Genomic DNA, 16754 nt, shown 5'->3' with positions numbered 1-16754 from the left:
CCCTCTCGGCTCCTACGAAACTCTCCCGTGACCTCTATCGGGTGACAGGCCACGACACTTGAGAAGTCTCGTGGGAACGCCGAGCGGTCAGGCGAACAGGCCGAGATACGCGGACCAGAGTGGCGCACCCGCGGCGATGCCGACCCCGGCGCCGGCCAGCATCCACGGCCCGAATGGGAGCGCGGTCTTGCGGTTCGCGCGCCGAAGCGCGAGGAGGGTGACCGAGAAGCCGCCTCCGAGCAGGAAGGCCGCAAATGCTCCGACCGCCAACGGACCCCATCCGAGCCAACCGAGCGCCACTCCGATCACGGCGGCAAGCTTGACGTCACCGAGGCCCATCCCTCGCGGATATGCCACGACCATGGCCGCATAGAGCGCGAACAGCACGACGCCACCGAGGACCGACGTGCCGAGCCGGGACCAGTCTCCCGTGACTGCGGATGCGGCACCGAGCAGCAGCAGCATCACCGGGATCGAGGGCAGCACGATCGCGTTGGGGAGTCGATGCGTGTCGATGTCGATCAACGCCAGGGCGACGGCAACTGCTGCAAGGTAGAGGTAAGCCGGAGCAGCCCACGCCAGATCACCCGCATCCAGGAACCGAATCGCGACCAGGACGAACAGCACGCCTGTGGTCGCCTCGACAAGCGGGTACCTCCGCGAGATCCGCGTGCCGCAGTCTCGGCACCTGCCCCGCAGCAGCACCCACGACACCACGGGCACGTTGTCCCACGCGCGGATCGACGCGTGGCACACCGGGCACGCGCTCGGCGGTCGCACCACCGACTCGCCCCGTGGCACCCGCCAGACGACCACGTTGACGAAGGATCCGATGACGAGGCCGAAAGCCCCCGCAACGGACAGGAGGTACCAGGTCACGGCGACGAGTTTCGCACGCCGCCAGGGGTCGTGATCTCACCGCTGTATCTCAGCGACCACTGCGAGTTGGCCCACCGCGGGAAGTACGGCGGCGTCGAGTACTGGAGACGGGTGTCGTAGCGGTACAGCTTGGTGTAGCCGTTCTGGTACCACCCGCTGCCTTGGCCGACGATGCCACGCCACTTCTGCGCGATCGATCCGTTGACCAGGAGGGTGCCCGCATCTCCGCCGACGTTGTACTTCTGCACGAGGAACGAGTGCTGGAGAGTCTGGATCGAGCCGGCGATCTGTATGCCCGTGCTCGGGTTCTTCGTGCCCGTCGTCGGGTCCGTGTAGCGAGTGGGCCACCCTGACACCTCTGACTCACCCGCACTGACGATCCACCGGTAGACGCCGTGGCTGTAGGTGTAGGTGAGCTCTTCCAGCCGCGGGTGGAAGATCTCGACCGAGTTGGTGGCGACGAGGCCGAGCATGTCGGACCCGTTCATCCCGCCGGCAAGCACGATGTCACCGGTGGCGATGACCGACTGCGCGGCCGACACCGTCACTCGCCCCTTGAGCGTCCCTTCGACATAGAGGTTGCCCTCGCCACAGAACTTGTCCACCTCGGTCATGTTCGTGTCGAAGGTGTACTTCGTGCCGCTCGTCGGAGTGAGGTCGGCAGACGAGTAGTCCCCGAGAGGGAGCTCGCGACCGCTCGGCCCGCCGATCTCCCCGCCGAAGCACTGGCGCTTGGACACGGTCGACGGTGCCACGTAGATCACCATGTTGTCCGGCACGTCGAGTGTGACACCGTTGTCGAGGTCGCTGAGGCTGGTCCCGCAGTTCGGCGCCGTCCCCCCGGGCGGCGCGATCGACGTCGGCAGCCTGCCATCGTTGTTCGACGTCTTGTTCCAGACCGTCATCTTGCCGTTCGACGAGAAGATGACGCGCGTCGATCCGTAGTAGTGGCACCCGGGGTTCGTGGCGAAAGCAGCCGAGTTGTCGTCGAGGTACTTGGGGTCCGCGAGCTTCGGCGCGATCCCGTTGAAGTTCGCCGTGCTCCCAGGCCGCAAGCAGCTGTTCCACGTCGTGGGGTCTGCTGGATTGACGCTCGAGCAGCCCGGGTTGGCCGACTCGACCCCCTTGAGGAAGCTCGCCCCGCTACTCAGGATCGAGTCGTTCGTGAACACTGCGCCATCGAGCTCATCACCCGAGATGAAGGTGATCTCTTGGCAGCCGCTCCGCCCCTGGTACCAGTACTTCGGGGCGGGAGAGGTACCCCCTCCGCACACCGCCGTGGTCGCCCCGTCCGGCGGGTACGCCTGGACGTTCGACGGGTCGGCATCTTCGAAGTTGGTGTAGTAGACGTAGTCCGTCGAGCCCCCCTTGCCGACCGCCGTCTGCACGGTGCGGTAGACCCCGTTCACCCGTCCGGTCGAGGTCACCGTGATCGTTCCTTGCGTCCCGGCCGTCGACGCATCGATCGAGTAGTGGAACCATGCCGCCGCGGGATCCGTCTCCCCCGGCTTGACCGGAAGCCAGCCTGGAGCGGTACTCGTGGTCCATCCGCACGTGTTCGTCTCTGTGGTCGGGCCTTTCCAGGCTGTGTCGCTGCAGTCGAGGACGGTGCCGAAGGTGTCGTCGCGATTGAGCCGGCTGATCACGTCCTCGACACCGGACTGCGCTGCGGTCATCGCCGCAAGGTAGTCCTGGTCGTGTCGGGCGAACTTCTGGCTGCTCAACGTGTAGGCGAGCGCCGTCATCGCCAGCATCGCCAGCACGAGCATCGAACCGACCACCACGACCAGTGCCACGCCGTCGTCAGCTCCCGCAGGACGGCCGAGCCGGGACATGAACAACCCACGAGGGCTCGCGGCCCGCGGCGACTTCCTCCACGAGGTCATGGCGTCGGATCCTGTCCTGATCGGAGCACTGCTTGCGAGTTGGGCAGCGTCACACGCTGGATGTACTGCGTCGGTGCGGCACGTGTGGCATTCGGTGTCTCGACATTCACGTCGATCTCGATCGACAGCACCTTCTCCAGCTGGGAAGCGGTCAGGCTTCCTCCGCTGACAGGCGTCATGACTGAGCCGTTCGAGTCGTAGTAGGAGAACAGCGGGCTCGCGGCGGAGGTGACCACTCCGACGGCGAGCCTCTGAACGGTCAGGCGGCTCTGGCACTCCGTCGTGGCACCGGCAGCCTCGGCATCGCAGTAGGTATATCCCGCGGAGGTGACGGGCGGGTTGGTGTCGGGTCGCTGCACCTTCTCGATGAGCACACCCGCGTCGGGTCCGGTTGCCGCAACCGAGTAGACGATCCGGCTGGGCCCGACCGAGTTACCCGGGTTGTCGAGGTTCGCATAGAACTGCACCGAGAAGGCCTCTGCCCTCACGAATGCATCGATCGAGCATCCGCCCGAGCAGTTGGCCAGCAGCTGGCTGGGCTTGACCGCCGTCCGGATCGTCTTGCTCATCCGCTCCACCGCCGTCCGCGCCACGTCGATCTGGTCCTGGCGGGTGATGTTCTGGGCGTTGGTCCGCTGGAACCCGATCGTCAGTGCCGCCGTCGCCGCCGTGACGATTCCGAGGATGAGCATGACGACGACGAGCTCGGACAACGTGGTTCCACGCTCGTCGGCACCGGGCCGGCCCAGCAGGCGCCGCATCACGGTCCCACCACCGGCGGATGCGAGGAGCTGAAGGTCAGCGAGTACGAGGTCGCCCCACCCACGATCACCGTGCCCCCCAGAGACCCGCAGCCCCGCCAGCTGGTGGACCAGATGTACCAGGTGCCTGCGGGCAAGGTCGCTGTGTAGGGGCTCTGCCACCCGTTCAGATACACCGCACCAGTCGGGCGGCAGGTCGAGCTCGACGGAGACGCGACAAGACTGACGTAGTTGCCGGCCGTCACCGAGACTCGCGCGTCTGGGACCGGGTAGCTCCAGATGATGGTGCTGGCCCCGTCGTACGCGACCGCCTTGGGGTAGTTCCCCGCAGGGATCCCCACGCAGGGCCCGTCGGCCGCGCCGGACGTCACGTACACGTACCAGTCACCAGCGGGGATGGACAGAGGTGCGCCGAGCGCTCCATCGATGCTCAGGGCAACCCCGGCATAGGTCGAGCCGGGACAGGTCGTCAGCGTCCCCGACACCTTCGACGCGTCAACCGCCCACAGCTTCCCGGCGGGGGCGTCATTCACCTGGAGTGTCGTGGCGCCCCAGACCACCGGCGCGTTCGCCCCTGGCTGAAGAGATGCTGACGGGCCTGCTGAGCAGGTGAAGGTCGGCCCCGTGGCGAAGAACGACCAGTCGCCCGGGAGCAGAGACAGCGCCGACGGATCGACCGTGATCGCGCCGGTCGCGGAGCAGTCCCCCGATGCGCCGACCGGAATGGCCTTCACCGACGTCGTCCCGGCGGGCACGCCGGAGAGCGAGCCCGTCGCCATCTCGAGTGGCACGTCAAGAGTGCCGGTCTCTCCTGCACCGATGCTGATCGAGGTGTACCCCGCTGCCGGTGCCGTCGTCCCGAAGTACGCGCCGTACTGCGTCGGCCACAGGTTGTCGATCGTCGGGATCGGCACGCCGCTGACCGGAACGCTGAACGAGCTGCTCGCCGTCGACGACTCGGAGGCGACCACCGTGACGGTACCGGCCCCGGTTCCCAACGGCCCGGCGGGGAGAGGATTGCCTGCGCCGTCGACCAGCCGGAGCACGAGGTGCGCGGCCTTCGCATAGGCGAACTTCACGTTGTTGTTCAGCTGGCCCTGCGTCACGGTGCCAACCGGAAGGCTCGGTGCGGTGTCCCCCGAAATGTTGACGTAGCCGGGATCGCTCACTTGCGCCGTGTAGCTCGTGCCGAGACCAGCAGCGGGGCTGACCTGGATCACGGCGCATCCTGAGGCGTCCGTGAGCCCGGTCTTGGTCTCCGTGCCTCCGGTCACCGTCACCGTACGTCCGACATTCGGGTTCCCTTTGTCGTCAACGACCGACACGGCCACGAACGACGCCGTGCCGGGGATCCCGTTGCCCTTCGCGGGCGCGAAGGAGGCGGTTGAGACCACCGGGTGGACCGATCCCATGTTCGGCCACGTCACGATCACCGTGACGCCAAGAGTCGGATAGACCACGAGCGATCCACCGGTGCAGGCCGAGGCCCCGTCTCCGGTGATGTTCCAGTGCACCGATCGCACCACCGTGTAGGAGGTGCCGTCGATCACGAACGGGTCTCCGGCGGTCTGTCCGGCGCGTGGGTCCGGATTCGTCACGGTACCGGCGTCGGCGATGGCGATCGGCGCGGTGTCGGTGCGGGTGAACTGGTCACGCACCATGTCGATCTCACGCGCAGCGAGGCTCGCGGCGGCGATCCGCGCACGGTTCGAGACTCCGGCCGTCTGGGTCTGCAGGATGATCGCGAGCACCGCGGACGAGAGGATTCCCAGAAGGACCGCGGCGACGACGACCTCGATGAGGCTCATGCCACGGTCGTCGCCCGCACGTGGCCGAGAGCGCCGCGACCCGCTCCGCTCGTTCATGCTCACCCACCCGCCGCTATGTGGTCCGGACCGCATCTTGCCTCACGTGCTGTGCCGGTGGGGCGGAGGAGACTGCTCCCTTCCGCCCCACCGGTGTCACCCCACGGCGTCGCTGTGGAGTGCAGGCGACTACTACTCAGCAGCCGCCAGCCTTGAGGCCGTCTGCTGCGGAGTAGTGGTAGATCTTCTGGACGCCGTCCGGGTTCGTGAGAGCGACGCACCAGCCGGTCGACGAGCCGAGGTTGGCCGAGGGGACGTCCGGCGAAACCGGGATCGCCGTGCCGTCGCTGATCTTGATGTTGGCCGTGTAGCCAGCCCCGTCCTTGACGAGAACGTAGCCGGCCGACCCATTGGTGACCGTCAGGGTGCCCGTGCCGTCGACGAAGTACGTCGCGATCTCCTTGCCGACGGTGGACACGTCGGCCTTGGTGGACGTGTCGCGCGCCTTCGCGCGCTGGTTCAGGAAGACCGGGATGGCGATCGCGGCAAGGATGCCGATGATGATCATGACGACGAGGAGCTCGATGAGCGTGAAGCCCTTGTCCTTCTCGTCGATGGACTTGCGGAAACGAGCAATCATGAGATGCTCCCCTTCGGGTCGTGCGGACGATGGTTGAATCTTCGACTTCAATGACCGGCGCAAACCGGCCCGACTACTACACAGGTGCTATCGGCCGAGTCGCACAGAACTTGAGGCGCGAGTCCGGCGAGTTCGGAATCTTCACCCGGACGGGCTCCGGCGCGCAGGTCCGGGTCAGGAGATCGCGCCGCCACCCTCGACCGTTCAGCGGTGAGATCACGCGCACGCGCCCTTCTCCAAGCCATTTGCAGCCGAGTAGTGGAAGGTCTTGTCGAGGCCTTCCACGTTCGTCAACGCGACGCACCACGACGTGGCATCGCTGAGGTTCTTCGCGGCGGGAGCACCCCCGTCCGTACCCGTGCTCAGCCTGACGTCGGTCGTGAAGGCGCCATCATCCGCAAGGACAGCCTTCACCCCCTTCGTCACCGTGAGGGTGAGCGTGCCGGTGCCATCGACGTGGTACGAGGCGACCTCCTTCCCCAGCGTGGCAAGGTCGGCCTTGGTCGCGGTGTCGTGCGCCTTGGCACGCTGGTTCACGAAGGCCGGGATGGCGATCGCGGCGAGGACACCGATGATGATCATGACGACGAGGAGCTCGATGAGCGTGAAGCCCATGTCTCTCTCTTCGTTGAACGTGCGCAGACGAGCAATCATCGGACGCTCCTCCTTTCGGTCATGTCGACAGGTGTCGAGCCGTCGGTGCGCGGAGACGACGGGGGCTACTTGATCAGGTCGAAGATGCTGAAGATCGGCATGTACAGGGCGACGATCATGCCGCCGATGATCGATCCGAGGACGACGATCATGAGCGGCTCGATGAGCGACGTCAGCTGCTCCGTCGTCGCCTCGACCTCCTGGTCGTAGAACTCGGCGATCTTGTCGAGCATCTCGTCGAGCGCCCCGGTGTCCTCACCGACGGCCATCATCTGCACGACCATCGACGGGAAGACCTTGTGACGCGCGAGGGGCCCGGTGAGCGACTGCCCCGTCCGAACAGCATCCTCGACGTCCTTCACGGCGTGGGTCACGACCACGTTTCCGCTGGTGTCTCCGACGATGTCCAGGGCCTGAAGGATCGGCACGCCGGAACGCAGCATGGTGCCGAAGTTCCGGGTGAATCGCGCGATCGCAACCTTCTGGAACAGCGTGCCGAAGATGGGAAGCTTCAGCCGCATGGGGTCGATCCGCTCCCGTACCGCAAGGTCGTTCTTGTGCCGGCCCCACCAGAACGTGCCGCCGATCACCACCACGAGGAGCGGAATAGCGATCCACTTCATGACCGTGGAGAGAAACACGAGGAACCGAGTCGGCGCCGGCAGCTGTCCACCGAGATTGGCGAACATCCCCGCGAAGATCGGGACGATGAACAGCAGCATCCCGATCACCGCGATGATCGCAATGATGAACACCACGACCGGATACGTCATGGCCGACTTGATCTTCGAGCGAAGCCGAACCTCGGCCTCGAAGTTGTCGGCCAACGAGATGAGGACACCTTCGAGGAAGCCGCCGACCTCACCGGCCTTGATCATGTTGAGCATGATCGGCGGGAAGACCTCTTTGTGCCGACCCATCGCGTCGGAGAGCGCGATACCGGTCTCGACGTCACCCCGCACCTGCGCGAGGATCTTCGCCAGCGCCTGGTTCTCTGTCTGCTCTGCCAGGATCGTCAGCGCACGCAAGATGCTCAGCCCCGCGGAGATCATCGTCGCGAGCTGGCGCGCCATGATCGCGAGGTCCTTGGTCTTGACCGAGGCGCCGAATCCGGCGATCGAGATCTCCCGATGGAGCCCCGTGTTCTGCACCTCGGAGATCGACAGCGGTGCGATGCCCATCGTCTTGAGACGGTTGGCCACCGCAGCCTGGTTCTGGGCCTCGATGCGTGCCTTGACCGTCTTGCCGGTGTGATCCCGGACGACGTACTCGTAGGTTCTCGCCGTCGTGGCCATCAGATTGCCCCACCCGCGGTGGCGCTCGCGTTGCCGACCGAGTTCAGCGCTGCGGCGCCTTGGTTCATCCGCGTGGTGCGACCCGTGAGCCTGTTGTAGTCCTCGACGTGCAGGCACTTCTCGAGGCCGACCTCGTAGCTGATCTTGCTCATGCGCACCAGGTCCGCCAGGTGCTGGTCGAGCGTGTGCATACCCAGCTGGGCCCCCGCCTGCATGGTCGAGTAGATCTGGTGGGTCTTGCCCTCGCGGATCAGGTTGCGCACCGCCGGCGTAGCGACGAGGACCTCGGTAGCCACCACACGTCCCTTCCCGGACGACCTCTTGCACAGGGTCTGGCAGACCACGCCCTGCAGCGCACTGGCAAGCTGGCTGCGTACCTGGTTCTGCTGATGCGCCGGGAACACATCGACGATGCGGTCGATCGTCTGGGCTGCATCTTGCGTGTGCAACGTCGCGAACACCAGGTGGCCGGTCTCGGCGGCGGTCAGGGCGACGGAGATCGTCTCGAGGTCACGCATCTCGCCGACCAGGATGATGTCCGGGTCCTGCCGGAGCACGTGCTTCATCGCCGAGGCGAAGGAGTGGGTGTCCGTCCCGACCTCACGCTGGTTGACCAGCGCTCGCTTGTGGCGGTGCAGGAACTCGATCGGGTCCTCGATCGTCATGATGTGATCGGGTCTCGTCCGGTTGGCGAGGTCGATCACGGACGCGAGCGTCGTGGACTTGCCCGAGCCGGTCGGGCCGGTCACGAGGACCAGGCCACGTGGGAGCCCGGCGAAGCTCGCCACGACGCCAGGGACCCCGAGCTCCTCGAGCGACTTGATGTCGTAGGGGATCACCCGCATCGCGGCACCGACGGCATCGCGCTGCTGGTAGAGATTGACGCGGAACCGGGCCGCGCCACGCACCGAGTACGAGAAGTCGAGCTCGAGGTTCGCCTCGAACGCCTCGCGCTGCTTCTGAGAAAGCACCGCGAAGAGACTGCGCTTGATGCTGTCGGCGGACAGCGACGGATAGTCGTCCAGCGGGCGAAGAGCGCCGTCGATCCGGACGGTCGGCGCGGCTCCCGAGGTGAGGTGCAGGTCGGACGCGCCCATCGCGAGCATCCGTCGCAGCGTGGCGTCGAGGTCGATGTCGTCAGGCTGTGACTCCTGCGCCATCCCCACCCGCGCCCGATCGCGCCGCGCAGGGCCAGTGGGCACCGAGCCCGCCGGTGGGGCAGGTGTGTACGGCTGCCTGCCGTTGCCCACGGGTTGTGCGGGGTCGGTCTGCGGTCCGGCCGGCCGGTACGGCGGCAACGGCCGCATCGGTTCGCCACCGATCGGATACGCCTCGCTCATCGGATCGCCTCCACGTTCTGGGTCGAGCGACGCACCAGGCGCAGCCCTCATCTGGTCCTATCGGCCTGCGAACCGCCGCCCTTGAGCAGCGACCGCGACTCGTCGCGGCGCTACACCACGACGCGCAGGATCTCCTCGATCGACGTCAGCCCGAGTGCGACCTTGCGCCAGCCGTCGTCCCGCAGCGGGATCATTCCCTGTGATCTCGCGGTCTTGCCGATGTCGGCTGCAGAGGAGTTGGCGACAGCATGCCGCTCGATGTCCTCCGTGACCCGCATGACCTCGTGAAGCGCGATACGGCCGTGGTACCCGGTCTTGGAGCACGCGGCGCAGCCGACCGCTCGATACAGGACGGGGACCTCCTCGCCCTCGAGCCACGGGAAGCGGGCCCCGAGCAGCTCGACGTCGCTCGGCTCGTAGGGCTCCTTGCACTTGTCGCAGAGCTTGCGCGCCAGCCGCTGGGCGACGACCGCGTCGAGTGCCGATCCGACGAGGAACGGCTCGATCCCCATCTCGATCAGACGCGTGATCGCGCTCGGGGCGTCGTTGGTGTGCAGGGTGGACAGGACGAGGTGCCCGGTGAGGGCGGCTTCGATGGCGATCTGTGCCGTCTCGTGGTCGCGGATCTCGCCGAGCAGCACCACGTCGGGGTCAGAGCGAAGGATCGACCGCAGAGCGCCGGCGAAGGTCAACCCCGCCTTCGGGTTCACCTGCACCTGGTTGATGCCCGCGAGCCGGTACTCGACCGGGTCCTCGACCGTGATGACGTTGATCTCCGGTCGCGAGACGGCATTGAGCGTCGCATACAGCGTCGTCGACTTGCCGGAGCCGGTCGGGCCGGTGACGAGGATCATGCCGTACGGCTTCATGTACGAGTCGCGGTACGTCTCGTAGTTCTCGTCCAGGAACGACAGGTCCCGCAGATCGAGGCTCGCCGTGGAGTTGTCGAGGATTCTCATGACGATCTTCTCGCCCCACACCGTCGGCAGCGTCGCGACACGAAGATCGATCTTGCGTCCGTGGTGGGTCACGGACATGCGCCCGTCCTGCGGCTTGCGCCGTTCGGCGATGTCGATGTCGCTCATGATCTTCACGCGCGAGATCACACCACCTTGGATCTGCTTCGGCGCACGCTGGGTCTCGTGCAGCACCCCATCGATGCGATACCTGACGCGCAGGTCCTTCTCCGCCGGCTCGATGTGGATGTCCGACGCACGGTCGGTGATCGCCTGCGTCACCAGAAGGTTGACGAATCGCACGATCGGCGCGTCGTCGTCGACGAAGTCACCGACCCGCGAGAGGTCGTCCTCCTGCTCCGAGGACTCCTCGAACGCCGACGACAGGTCCTCCATCTCCCCGTCTGCGCGACAGAAGCGGTCGATCGCCCGCATGAGGTGGTCGTAGGTCGTCACGACGGGACGCACCTGGCGCCCGGACATCGTGCGGACGTCGTCCACCGCCACCACGTTGCCGGGGTCCGCCGTCGCCAGGATCAGGACACCGTTCTCGATCCCGATCGGCAGCACCACGTACCGCCGGCACAGCGCGGCGGGCACCAGCGAGACCGCATGACGGTCGACCGCGTAGTCGTCGAGGTCGATGAAGTCCATCCCGACCTGGCGGGCCAGCGCGGCGACCAGCTGCGCCTCCGTGAGGACGCCGTTCTCGACGAGCGTGCGCCCCAGGGACTGTCCCCGCGCAAGCTGCTCGTCGATCGCCGCCATGAGCTGTCCCTCAGTGACGAGACCTTCGTCGAGAAGGATCTCTCCCAGCTGCTTCACAGGCCCGCTCCTCGTCATGGATGCTGCGCGCGTCGCCCCTCAGGAGCGGCGACGTTCCCGCGCACGGCGATCGACACCTACCGTCTCCACCTTCATCGGCAGACGCACCCGCGCACCTGAGATGTCAGCGACCGGATTCCTGCTCGGGCGCGCCCTCGCCACGGTCGAGCGCCGCCGCGAGGGCCGTATCCATCGCGGCGAGCGGGGCGGGTCGACCCGTCATGAGCCTGACCTGCTCGGCCGCCTGGTGCAAGAGCATCCGCTCCCCGTGTGCCACGACCCCTCCGGCGTGCGCCCAGGCCGTCGAGAGTGCCGTCGGACGCGGGTCGTACACGACGTCCAGGAGCACTCTCGGGCTCGTGGCCGTCCAGTCGCTCGTGGAGCCCGGGTCCTCCCCACCGGGGATCGCGACCACCTCGGCGTCGGGACCACCGAGCAGCGCCGCGAGCGTCGCGGCGAGGCCGTCCGCCGCGTGCGCCGGAAGCGTCGAGATGACGACGTCGGCACGCACCATGCTCGCGACCGCCTCGTCGAGGGCGAGGTAGGTCGGCTCGACCCCCATGCGGTGTGCGGCCCGCAGCAGAGCTCCGCTACGGCCGACGGACCGCAGGTGCACCGTCGGGGTCGTGCACCCCAGCTGTCCCAGCGCGGCGAGCGCCGACGCTGCTGTCGCACCGGCACCGAGGACGACGGCTCGCGGGTGCGCCGGCAAGGATCGGCCGACCGCGCCGACCGCCTCCTGCACGGCGGCAACGATGCCGTAGACGTCGGTGTTCGCGCCCACGAGTGCCGGACGCGCGGTCGGCGCCGGCTCACCCAGCCGTGCCGGCCGCCCCTGGACCAGCACCGTGTTCACCGCACCCACGACCTCGGCGAGAGGCTCCACGTGGTCGAGCAGCGGCAGGACGGCCTGCTTGAGGGGCATCGTCAGGCTCAGCCCGGCCCAGGTGTGGTCCAGCGACGCGATGACCCCGGGAAGCTCCGACTCCTGGACGTCCAGGAGCCCGTACTGCCAGGCGTCCAGGCCGAGCGCCCGGTAGGCGGCGCTGTGCAGCACCGGTGACAGCGAGTGCGCGATCGGGTGACCGAGCACGGCCGCCCGCCGCACACTCAGCCCTTCGACTTCAGCCACTGCTGGTACTGCGCCGACCCGGCGAGGAACTCGTCATAGTTGTTGGTGAAGATCGTCTCCCCGGTGTCGAGGTTGACGGTGACGAAGTAGATCCAGTCGCCTGGCGTCGGGTTGAGGGCTGCCTCGATCGTCGCCTGGCCCGGGTTGGAGATCGGCGTGGGCGGGAGACCGAGGTGCAGGCGCGAGTTGTACGGGTTGTCCGCCTTGAGGTCGGACGCCGTCAGGTCGATCGCCGCCTTGTTCAGTCCGTAGGCGTTGATCGTGTCCATCCCGAGCGGGATCTGCCGAGCGATCCTGTTGTCGATCACCCGCGTGACCTTCGCGTACTGGTCCGGGAACTTGACCTCCTTCTCGGCGATCGACGCGACGGTCAGCACCGACTCGCGCTGATCCGCGGCGACGCCCAGACCGTCGAGCACCGAGATGGTCTTCTTCACCATGGTGCCGAGCATCTGCGCGGCGGTCGCGCCCGGCTCGAACTCGTAGGTCGCCGGGTACAGCCAGCCTTCGACGTGCCCGCCCGCCTCGGCCGGCAGTCCGATGCTCGCCGGGTCGGCCGCTGCCGCCGCGATCGTCGCGACGGGCACGGTCGTGACGGAGGAGATCCGGTCGTAGATCTGCGCCGCGGTGAGCCCCTCGGGGATCGTCACCTTGTACGAGACCCGGCTGGCGGGGTCGAGCAGGCTCGAGACGGCCTCCTGCGCCTTCATCTCGAGCATGAGGGTGTACGTGCCCGGCTGGATCGACCCGGCCTTCGGGTTGGCCTTGAACGCGTCCGTGAAGGCCGAGCGGGTCGCGACGACCCCGTTCTCGACGAGGGTCGCGGCGATGGCCGCGCCGGTGTCCCCGGGCTTCACGACGATCTGCACCGACCCGTGCCCGGGTCCGGGGTAGTCGCTGACCGAGGCCGACGTGCTGCCGACCAGCGACGGCCAGACCGTCTCCATGAGGAAGTACCCGGCAGTCGCGACGAGCACGAACGCCACGACGAGCGCGACAGTACTGCGGCGGCGGTGGCGACGACGGCCACCTCGTCGGTCGGGCCGACGACGCGATCGCTCGGAGCCGGGCAGGTCGAGCTGCTCGTCGGTCCCGGTGGGGGAACCGAGAAAGAGGTCACTCATTCTCGCCGTCCTTCCTCGTGCCCCCCGACATCGTCCACGACCGTACCCGACGCCGGGTCGAGACCCGGAACCGCCACCCGCTCCCCCGCACGCCTCCCCCGGGCGCGTTCCGCCTCGAGAGCGGACTGCAGGATCACGACGGCAGCGACCTGGTCGACGACGCTGCGATGGCGGCGGCCGGCTCTGCCCGACGCATGCAGCGCCTGGTGGGCCGTCACGGTGCTCATCCGCTCGTCAACGAGCCTCACCGGAACCGGAGCGACCACCTCGGCCAGGTCACCAGCGTACGCGCGCACCGCGGCGGCGGCCGCGCCCTCGGCGCCCGAGAGATGCCGTGGCAGCCCGACGTACACCACTCCCGCCGAACGTTCGGCGACCTCTGCGGCGATCCGTCGGAGATCGGACGGCGGGCCCTCCTCGCTGCCCCGGACGTTCCCCCGGGCGAGCGTCTCGACCGGGGTCGCGATCACCCCGTCCGGATCGCTCACCGCGAGACCGACGCGCACCGTCCCGACGTCCACCCCGAGGCGCACACCACGCGGCAGCGACACCGTCGCACGATCGGCAGCCGTGCCGTCGGGTCCCTCCGTCACCTCAGGTTGTCCTGTCACCTCACGCCGCGTCGCCGACCTGGCGCTCGATCGCCGCGAGTGCGGCGTCGAGCTGGTCGGCCCGGGTGCCACCGCCCTGCGCCATGTCGTCCTTGCCGCCGCCACCGCCACCGAGGACCGTCGAAGCGGTCCGCACGAGTGCACCTGCGCGGACGCCCTTCTCACGCGCCCCCGCGTTGGTGACCACGACGACCAGCGGTCGGTCCTTCGACACGCCTCCGACCGCGACCACGGTGGGGGTCGCGTCGCCGAGGCGTCCACGGACGTCCAGCGCCAGTGCACGCAGGTCGTCGGCCGAGGCGACCTCGCCCGCGTCGTGGGCCACGACGCGCACCCCGGCCACGTCGGAGGCCGTCGATGCGAGAGTCCCGGCCATGGCGAGCACCTGTGCCTGCCGGACGGCCGCGAGCTCCTTCTCCGCGTCGCGGAGGCGCGTCACCAGGGTGCTGACGCGGTCGTGGAGCTCGTCCGGTCGGGCTCCGAGCAGTCCCGTCAGCTGGCCGACCAGCGCGTGCTCCTTGGCCTGGAACCCGAACGCACCCTCGCCGACGAGGGCGTCGACGCGCCGGACGCCGGACCCGATCGAGGACTCCCCCAGCAGGGTCACCAGACCGAGCTGGCCGGAGCGCTTGACGTGGGTTCCCGCGCACAGCTCGCGCGACCAGTCCCCTCCGATCGAGACGACCCGCACCTCGTTGCCGTACTTCTCACCGAACAGTGCCATCGCACCCAGCGCACGGGCCTGATCGATGGGCATGATCTTCTCAGTGACCTCGAGGTCCTCGGCGAGCTGCGTGTTGACCCGCTCCTCGATCTCCGCCAGCGCACCACCCGGCATCGCGGACGGGAGACGGAAGTCGAACCGCACCCGGCTCGGAGCGTTCTCCGATCCGGCCTGGGTCGCCGTCTCGCCCAAGGACTCGCGGAGCGCCTTGTGCACCATGTGGGTCGCCGTGTGCGCGCGACTGATCGCCTTGCGGCGCTCGACATCGATGCGTGCGGTGCCGGGTTGGCCCACCGTCACCGTGCCGTCCACCAGACGGCCCCGGTGCACCGAGAGTCCCTTGGTGGGTGCCTGGACGTCGTCGACCTCGACGGTGGCGCCGTTCTCCATGACGATCGTGCCCTGGTCGGCGAGCTGTCCGCCGGCCTCGGCGTAGAAGGGTGTCCGGTCCAGGATGACCTCGACGTCCGCGGGCGCCGTCGCGGCGGGCTGCGGGATGCCGTCGACCAGCAGCGCCGCCACCTGCACGCGTGCGGTCTGCTCGGTGTAGCCGAGGAACTGCACCGGCCCGCCGAGGTCGCTCTGCACCTGCTGGTAGACACCGGTGTCGACGTGACCGGCCCGCTTGGCGAGCGCATCGGCACGGGCGCGGGTCCGCTGCTCCTGCATGAGCGAGCGGAACGCCGTCTCGTCGACCTCGACACCCTGCTCGGCGGCCATCTCGAGGGTGAGGTCGATCGGGAAGCCGTACGTGTCGTGCAGCGCGAACGCCTGGTCGCCGGAGATCACCGGCGTCGTGCCGTTCCCGGCGCCCTTCGCCTGGCGCACCGCCGTGTCGAGGATCGTCGTCCCGGCGACCAGCGTGCGCCGGAACGCCTCCTCCTCGGCATAGGCGACCTGCGCGATCCGCTCGAAGTCCGCTTCGAGGTACGGGTAGGACGGGGCCATCGCGTCCTTGCTCACCGGCAGCAGGGACGGCAGAGCCAGACCGTCGACGCCCAGCAGGCGCATCGCGCGCACGCTGCGTCGCAGCAGGCGCCGCAGCACGTAACCGCGGCCCTCGTTCGACGGGGTGACCCCGTCACCGATCAGCATGAGCGAGGACCGCACGTGGTCGGCGACGACGCGCATCCGTACGTCGTCCTCGTGCACGTCGCCGTAGCGGCGTCCCGAGAGCTCCTGCGCGGCCTCGATCACCGGGAAGACCTCGTCGATCTCGTACATGTTGTCCTTGCCCTGGAGCAGGTACGCCACGCGCTCGAGACCCATGCCGGTGTCGATGTTCTTCTGCTTGAGCTCGCCGAGGAGCGGGAAGTTCTCCTTGCCGCCACCGGCACCGCGCTCGTACTGCATGAAGACGAGGTTCCAGATCTCCAGGTAGCGGTCCTCATCGACGACCGGACCACCTTCGGCGCCGAACTCCGGCCCACGGTCGACGTAGATCTCCGAGCACGGACCGGCCGGGCCGGGCTGCCCGGTGGACCAGAAGTTGTCCTTCATCCCGCGACGCTGGATCCGCTCGTCGGGGAGACCGGCGATCCGCTTCCACAGCAGAGCGGCCTCGTCGTCGTCGTGGTACACCGTGACCCAGATCGTCTCCGGGTCGAAACCGTAGCCACCCTCCGCGACGGAGCCGGTGATCAGCTCCCACGCGTAGGTGATCGCCCCCTCCTTGAAGTAGTCGCCGAAGGAGAAGTTGCCGTTCATCTGGAAGAACGTCCCGTGGCGCGTGGTCTTGCCGACCTCGTCGATGTCGAGCGTCCGCACGCACTTCTGCACGCTCGTCGCACGCTGCCACGGTGGGGTCTGCTCACCGAGCATGTACGGGATGAACGGCACCATCCCGGCCACGGTGAACAGCAACGTCGGGTCCTGAGAGATCAGGGAGGCAGACGGGACGACGGCGTGACCTCGTGCGGAGAAGAAGTCGAGCCAACGCTGGCGGATCTCGGCGGTGCGCATGTCGTCCTCGGGAGTCCTGTCTCGGTGATGGGGAACGGGTCCGGCACAGTGCTGGGCCGTGGCGCACGCCCTCGGGGCGATCAGTTCCACGATGCGGCCCGTGCGGAACCGCAGCTCTGTGCTCGGGTGGTGCTGGTCAGAACAACGACGCCGACCGGGC

Annotated in this window: 13 protein-coding genes; all 13 read right to left on the bottom strand. The window is 67.9% G+C overall.

What is annotated here, in order from left to right:
- Window positions 1–87: 87 nt before the first annotated feature.
- Window positions 88–879 carry an A24 family peptidase gene (locus LJB74_RS19475; RefSeq protein ID WP_259310070.1) on the bottom strand — a complete coding sequence of 264 codons (792 nt, stop codon included), beginning with the start codon at window positions 877–879 and terminating at the stop codon, window positions 88–90.
- A complete protein-coding gene (locus LJB74_RS19470; protein ID WP_259310069.1) occupies window positions 876–2765 on the bottom strand; it encodes a hypothetical protein in 1890 nt (629 codons plus the stop codon). Before LJB74_RS19470 ends, LJB74_RS19475 begins: the two co-directional genes overlap by 4 nt.
- The gene (locus tag LJB74_RS19465; RefSeq protein ID WP_259310424.1) at window positions 2762–3526 is read right to left on the bottom strand and encodes a type II secretion system protein J; all 765 of its coding nucleotides are present in this window, start codon (window positions 3524–3526) and stop codon (window positions 2762–2764) included. Before LJB74_RS19465 ends, LJB74_RS19470 begins: the two co-directional genes overlap by 4 nt.
- Window positions 3526–5334 carry a hypothetical protein gene (locus LJB74_RS19460; protein ID WP_259310068.1) on the bottom strand — a complete coding sequence of 603 codons (1809 nt, stop codon included), beginning with the start codon at window positions 5332–5334 and terminating at the stop codon, window positions 3526–3528. The genes LJB74_RS19465 and LJB74_RS19460 overlap by 1 nt, the downstream gene beginning before the upstream one ends.
- 193 nt (window positions 5335–5527) lie before the next feature.
- Entirely contained in the window at window positions 5528–5971 is a 444-nt protein-coding gene (locus LJB74_RS20720) for a prepilin-type N-terminal cleavage/methylation domain-containing protein (protein WP_310650877.1), read from the bottom strand.
- Window positions 5972–6187: 216 nt separating this feature from the next.
- Entirely contained in the window at window positions 6188–6625 is a 438-nt protein-coding gene (locus LJB74_RS20715) for a prepilin-type N-terminal cleavage/methylation domain-containing protein (RefSeq protein WP_310650876.1), read from the bottom strand.
- Window positions 6626–6690: 65 nt separating this feature from the next.
- Window positions 6691–7920, bottom strand: coding sequence for a type II secretion system F family protein (locus tag LJB74_RS19445; RefSeq protein WP_259310067.1), 1230 nt, complete (start codon window positions 7918–7920; stop codon window positions 6691–6693).
- Window positions 7920–9053 carry a type IV pilus twitching motility protein PilT gene (locus LJB74_RS19440; protein WP_396125241.1) on the bottom strand — a complete coding sequence of 378 codons (1134 nt, stop codon included), beginning with the start codon at window positions 9051–9053 and terminating at the stop codon, window positions 7920–7922. The genes LJB74_RS19445 and LJB74_RS19440 overlap by 1 nt, the downstream gene beginning before the upstream one ends.
- Before the next feature lie 317 nt (window positions 9054–9370).
- Entirely contained in the window at window positions 9371–11041 is a 1671-nt protein-coding gene (locus tag LJB74_RS19435; RefSeq protein ID WP_259310065.1) for a GspE/PulE family protein, read from the bottom strand.
- 124 nt (window positions 11042–11165) lie between these two features.
- Window positions 11166–12173: a shikimate dehydrogenase gene (locus LJB74_RS19430; protein ID WP_259310064.1), complete on the bottom strand. Its 1008-nt coding sequence runs from the start codon at window positions 12171–12173 to the stop codon at window positions 11166–11168.
- Complete coding sequence (gene mltG / locus LJB74_RS19425; RefSeq protein WP_259310063.1) at window positions 12152–13297, bottom strand: endolytic transglycosylase MltG; 1146 nt, start codon at window positions 13295–13297, stop codon at window positions 12152–12154. Before mltG ends, LJB74_RS19430 begins: the two co-directional genes overlap by 22 nt.
- Entirely contained in the window at window positions 13294–13890 is a 597-nt protein-coding gene (gene ruvX / locus LJB74_RS19420) for a Holliday junction resolvase RuvX (RefSeq protein WP_259310062.1), read from the bottom strand. The genes mltG and ruvX overlap by 4 nt, the downstream gene beginning before the upstream one ends.
- Before the next feature lie 19 nt (window positions 13891–13909).
- Window positions 13910–16594: an alanine--tRNA ligase gene (gene alaS, locus LJB74_RS19415; protein WP_259310061.1), complete on the bottom strand. Its 2685-nt coding sequence runs from the start codon at window positions 16592–16594 to the stop codon at window positions 13910–13912.
- Window positions 16595–16754 lie beyond the last annotated feature (160 nt).

Origin of the sequence: Cellulomonas sp. P24, from assembly GCF_024704385.1 — a bacterium.
In the GTDB taxonomy this organism is placed as follows: Bacteria; Actinomycetota; Actinomycetes; order Actinomycetales; family Cellulomonadaceae; genus JAJDFX01.
This window is presented reverse-complemented; position numbering and strand designations above follow the sequence as displayed.

Coding starts and splice junctions, on each gene's coding strand:
- LJB74_RS19470 (WP_259310069.1), bottom strand. CDS start 2,765: ATGACCTCGTGGAGGAAGTCGCCGCGGGCCGCGAGCCCTCGTGGGTTG.
- LJB74_RS19465 (WP_259310424.1), bottom strand. CDS start 3,526: ATGCGGCGCCTGCTGGGCCGGCCCGGTGCCGACGAGCGTGGAACCACG.
- LJB74_RS19460 (WP_259310068.1), bottom strand. CDS start 5,334: ATGAGCCTCATCGAGGTCGTCGTCGCCGCGGTCCTTCTGGGAATCCTC.
- LJB74_RS20720 (WP_310650877.1), bottom strand. CDS start 5,971: ATGATTGCTCGTTTCCGCAAGTCCATCGACGAGAAGGACAAGGGCTTC.
- LJB74_RS20715 (WP_310650876.1), bottom strand. CDS start 6,625: ATGATTGCTCGTCTGCGCACGTTCAACGAAGAGAGAGACATGGGCTTC.
- LJB74_RS19445 (WP_259310067.1), bottom strand. CDS start 7,920: ATGGCCACGACGGCGAGAACCTACGAGTACGTCGTCCGGGATCACACC.
- mltG (WP_259310063.1), bottom strand. CDS start 13,297: ATGAGTGACCTCTTTCTCGGTTCCCCCACCGGGACCGACGAGCAGCTC.
- alaS (WP_259310061.1), bottom strand. CDS start 16,594: ATGCGCACCGCCGAGATCCGCCAGCGTTGGCTCGACTTCTTCTCCGCA.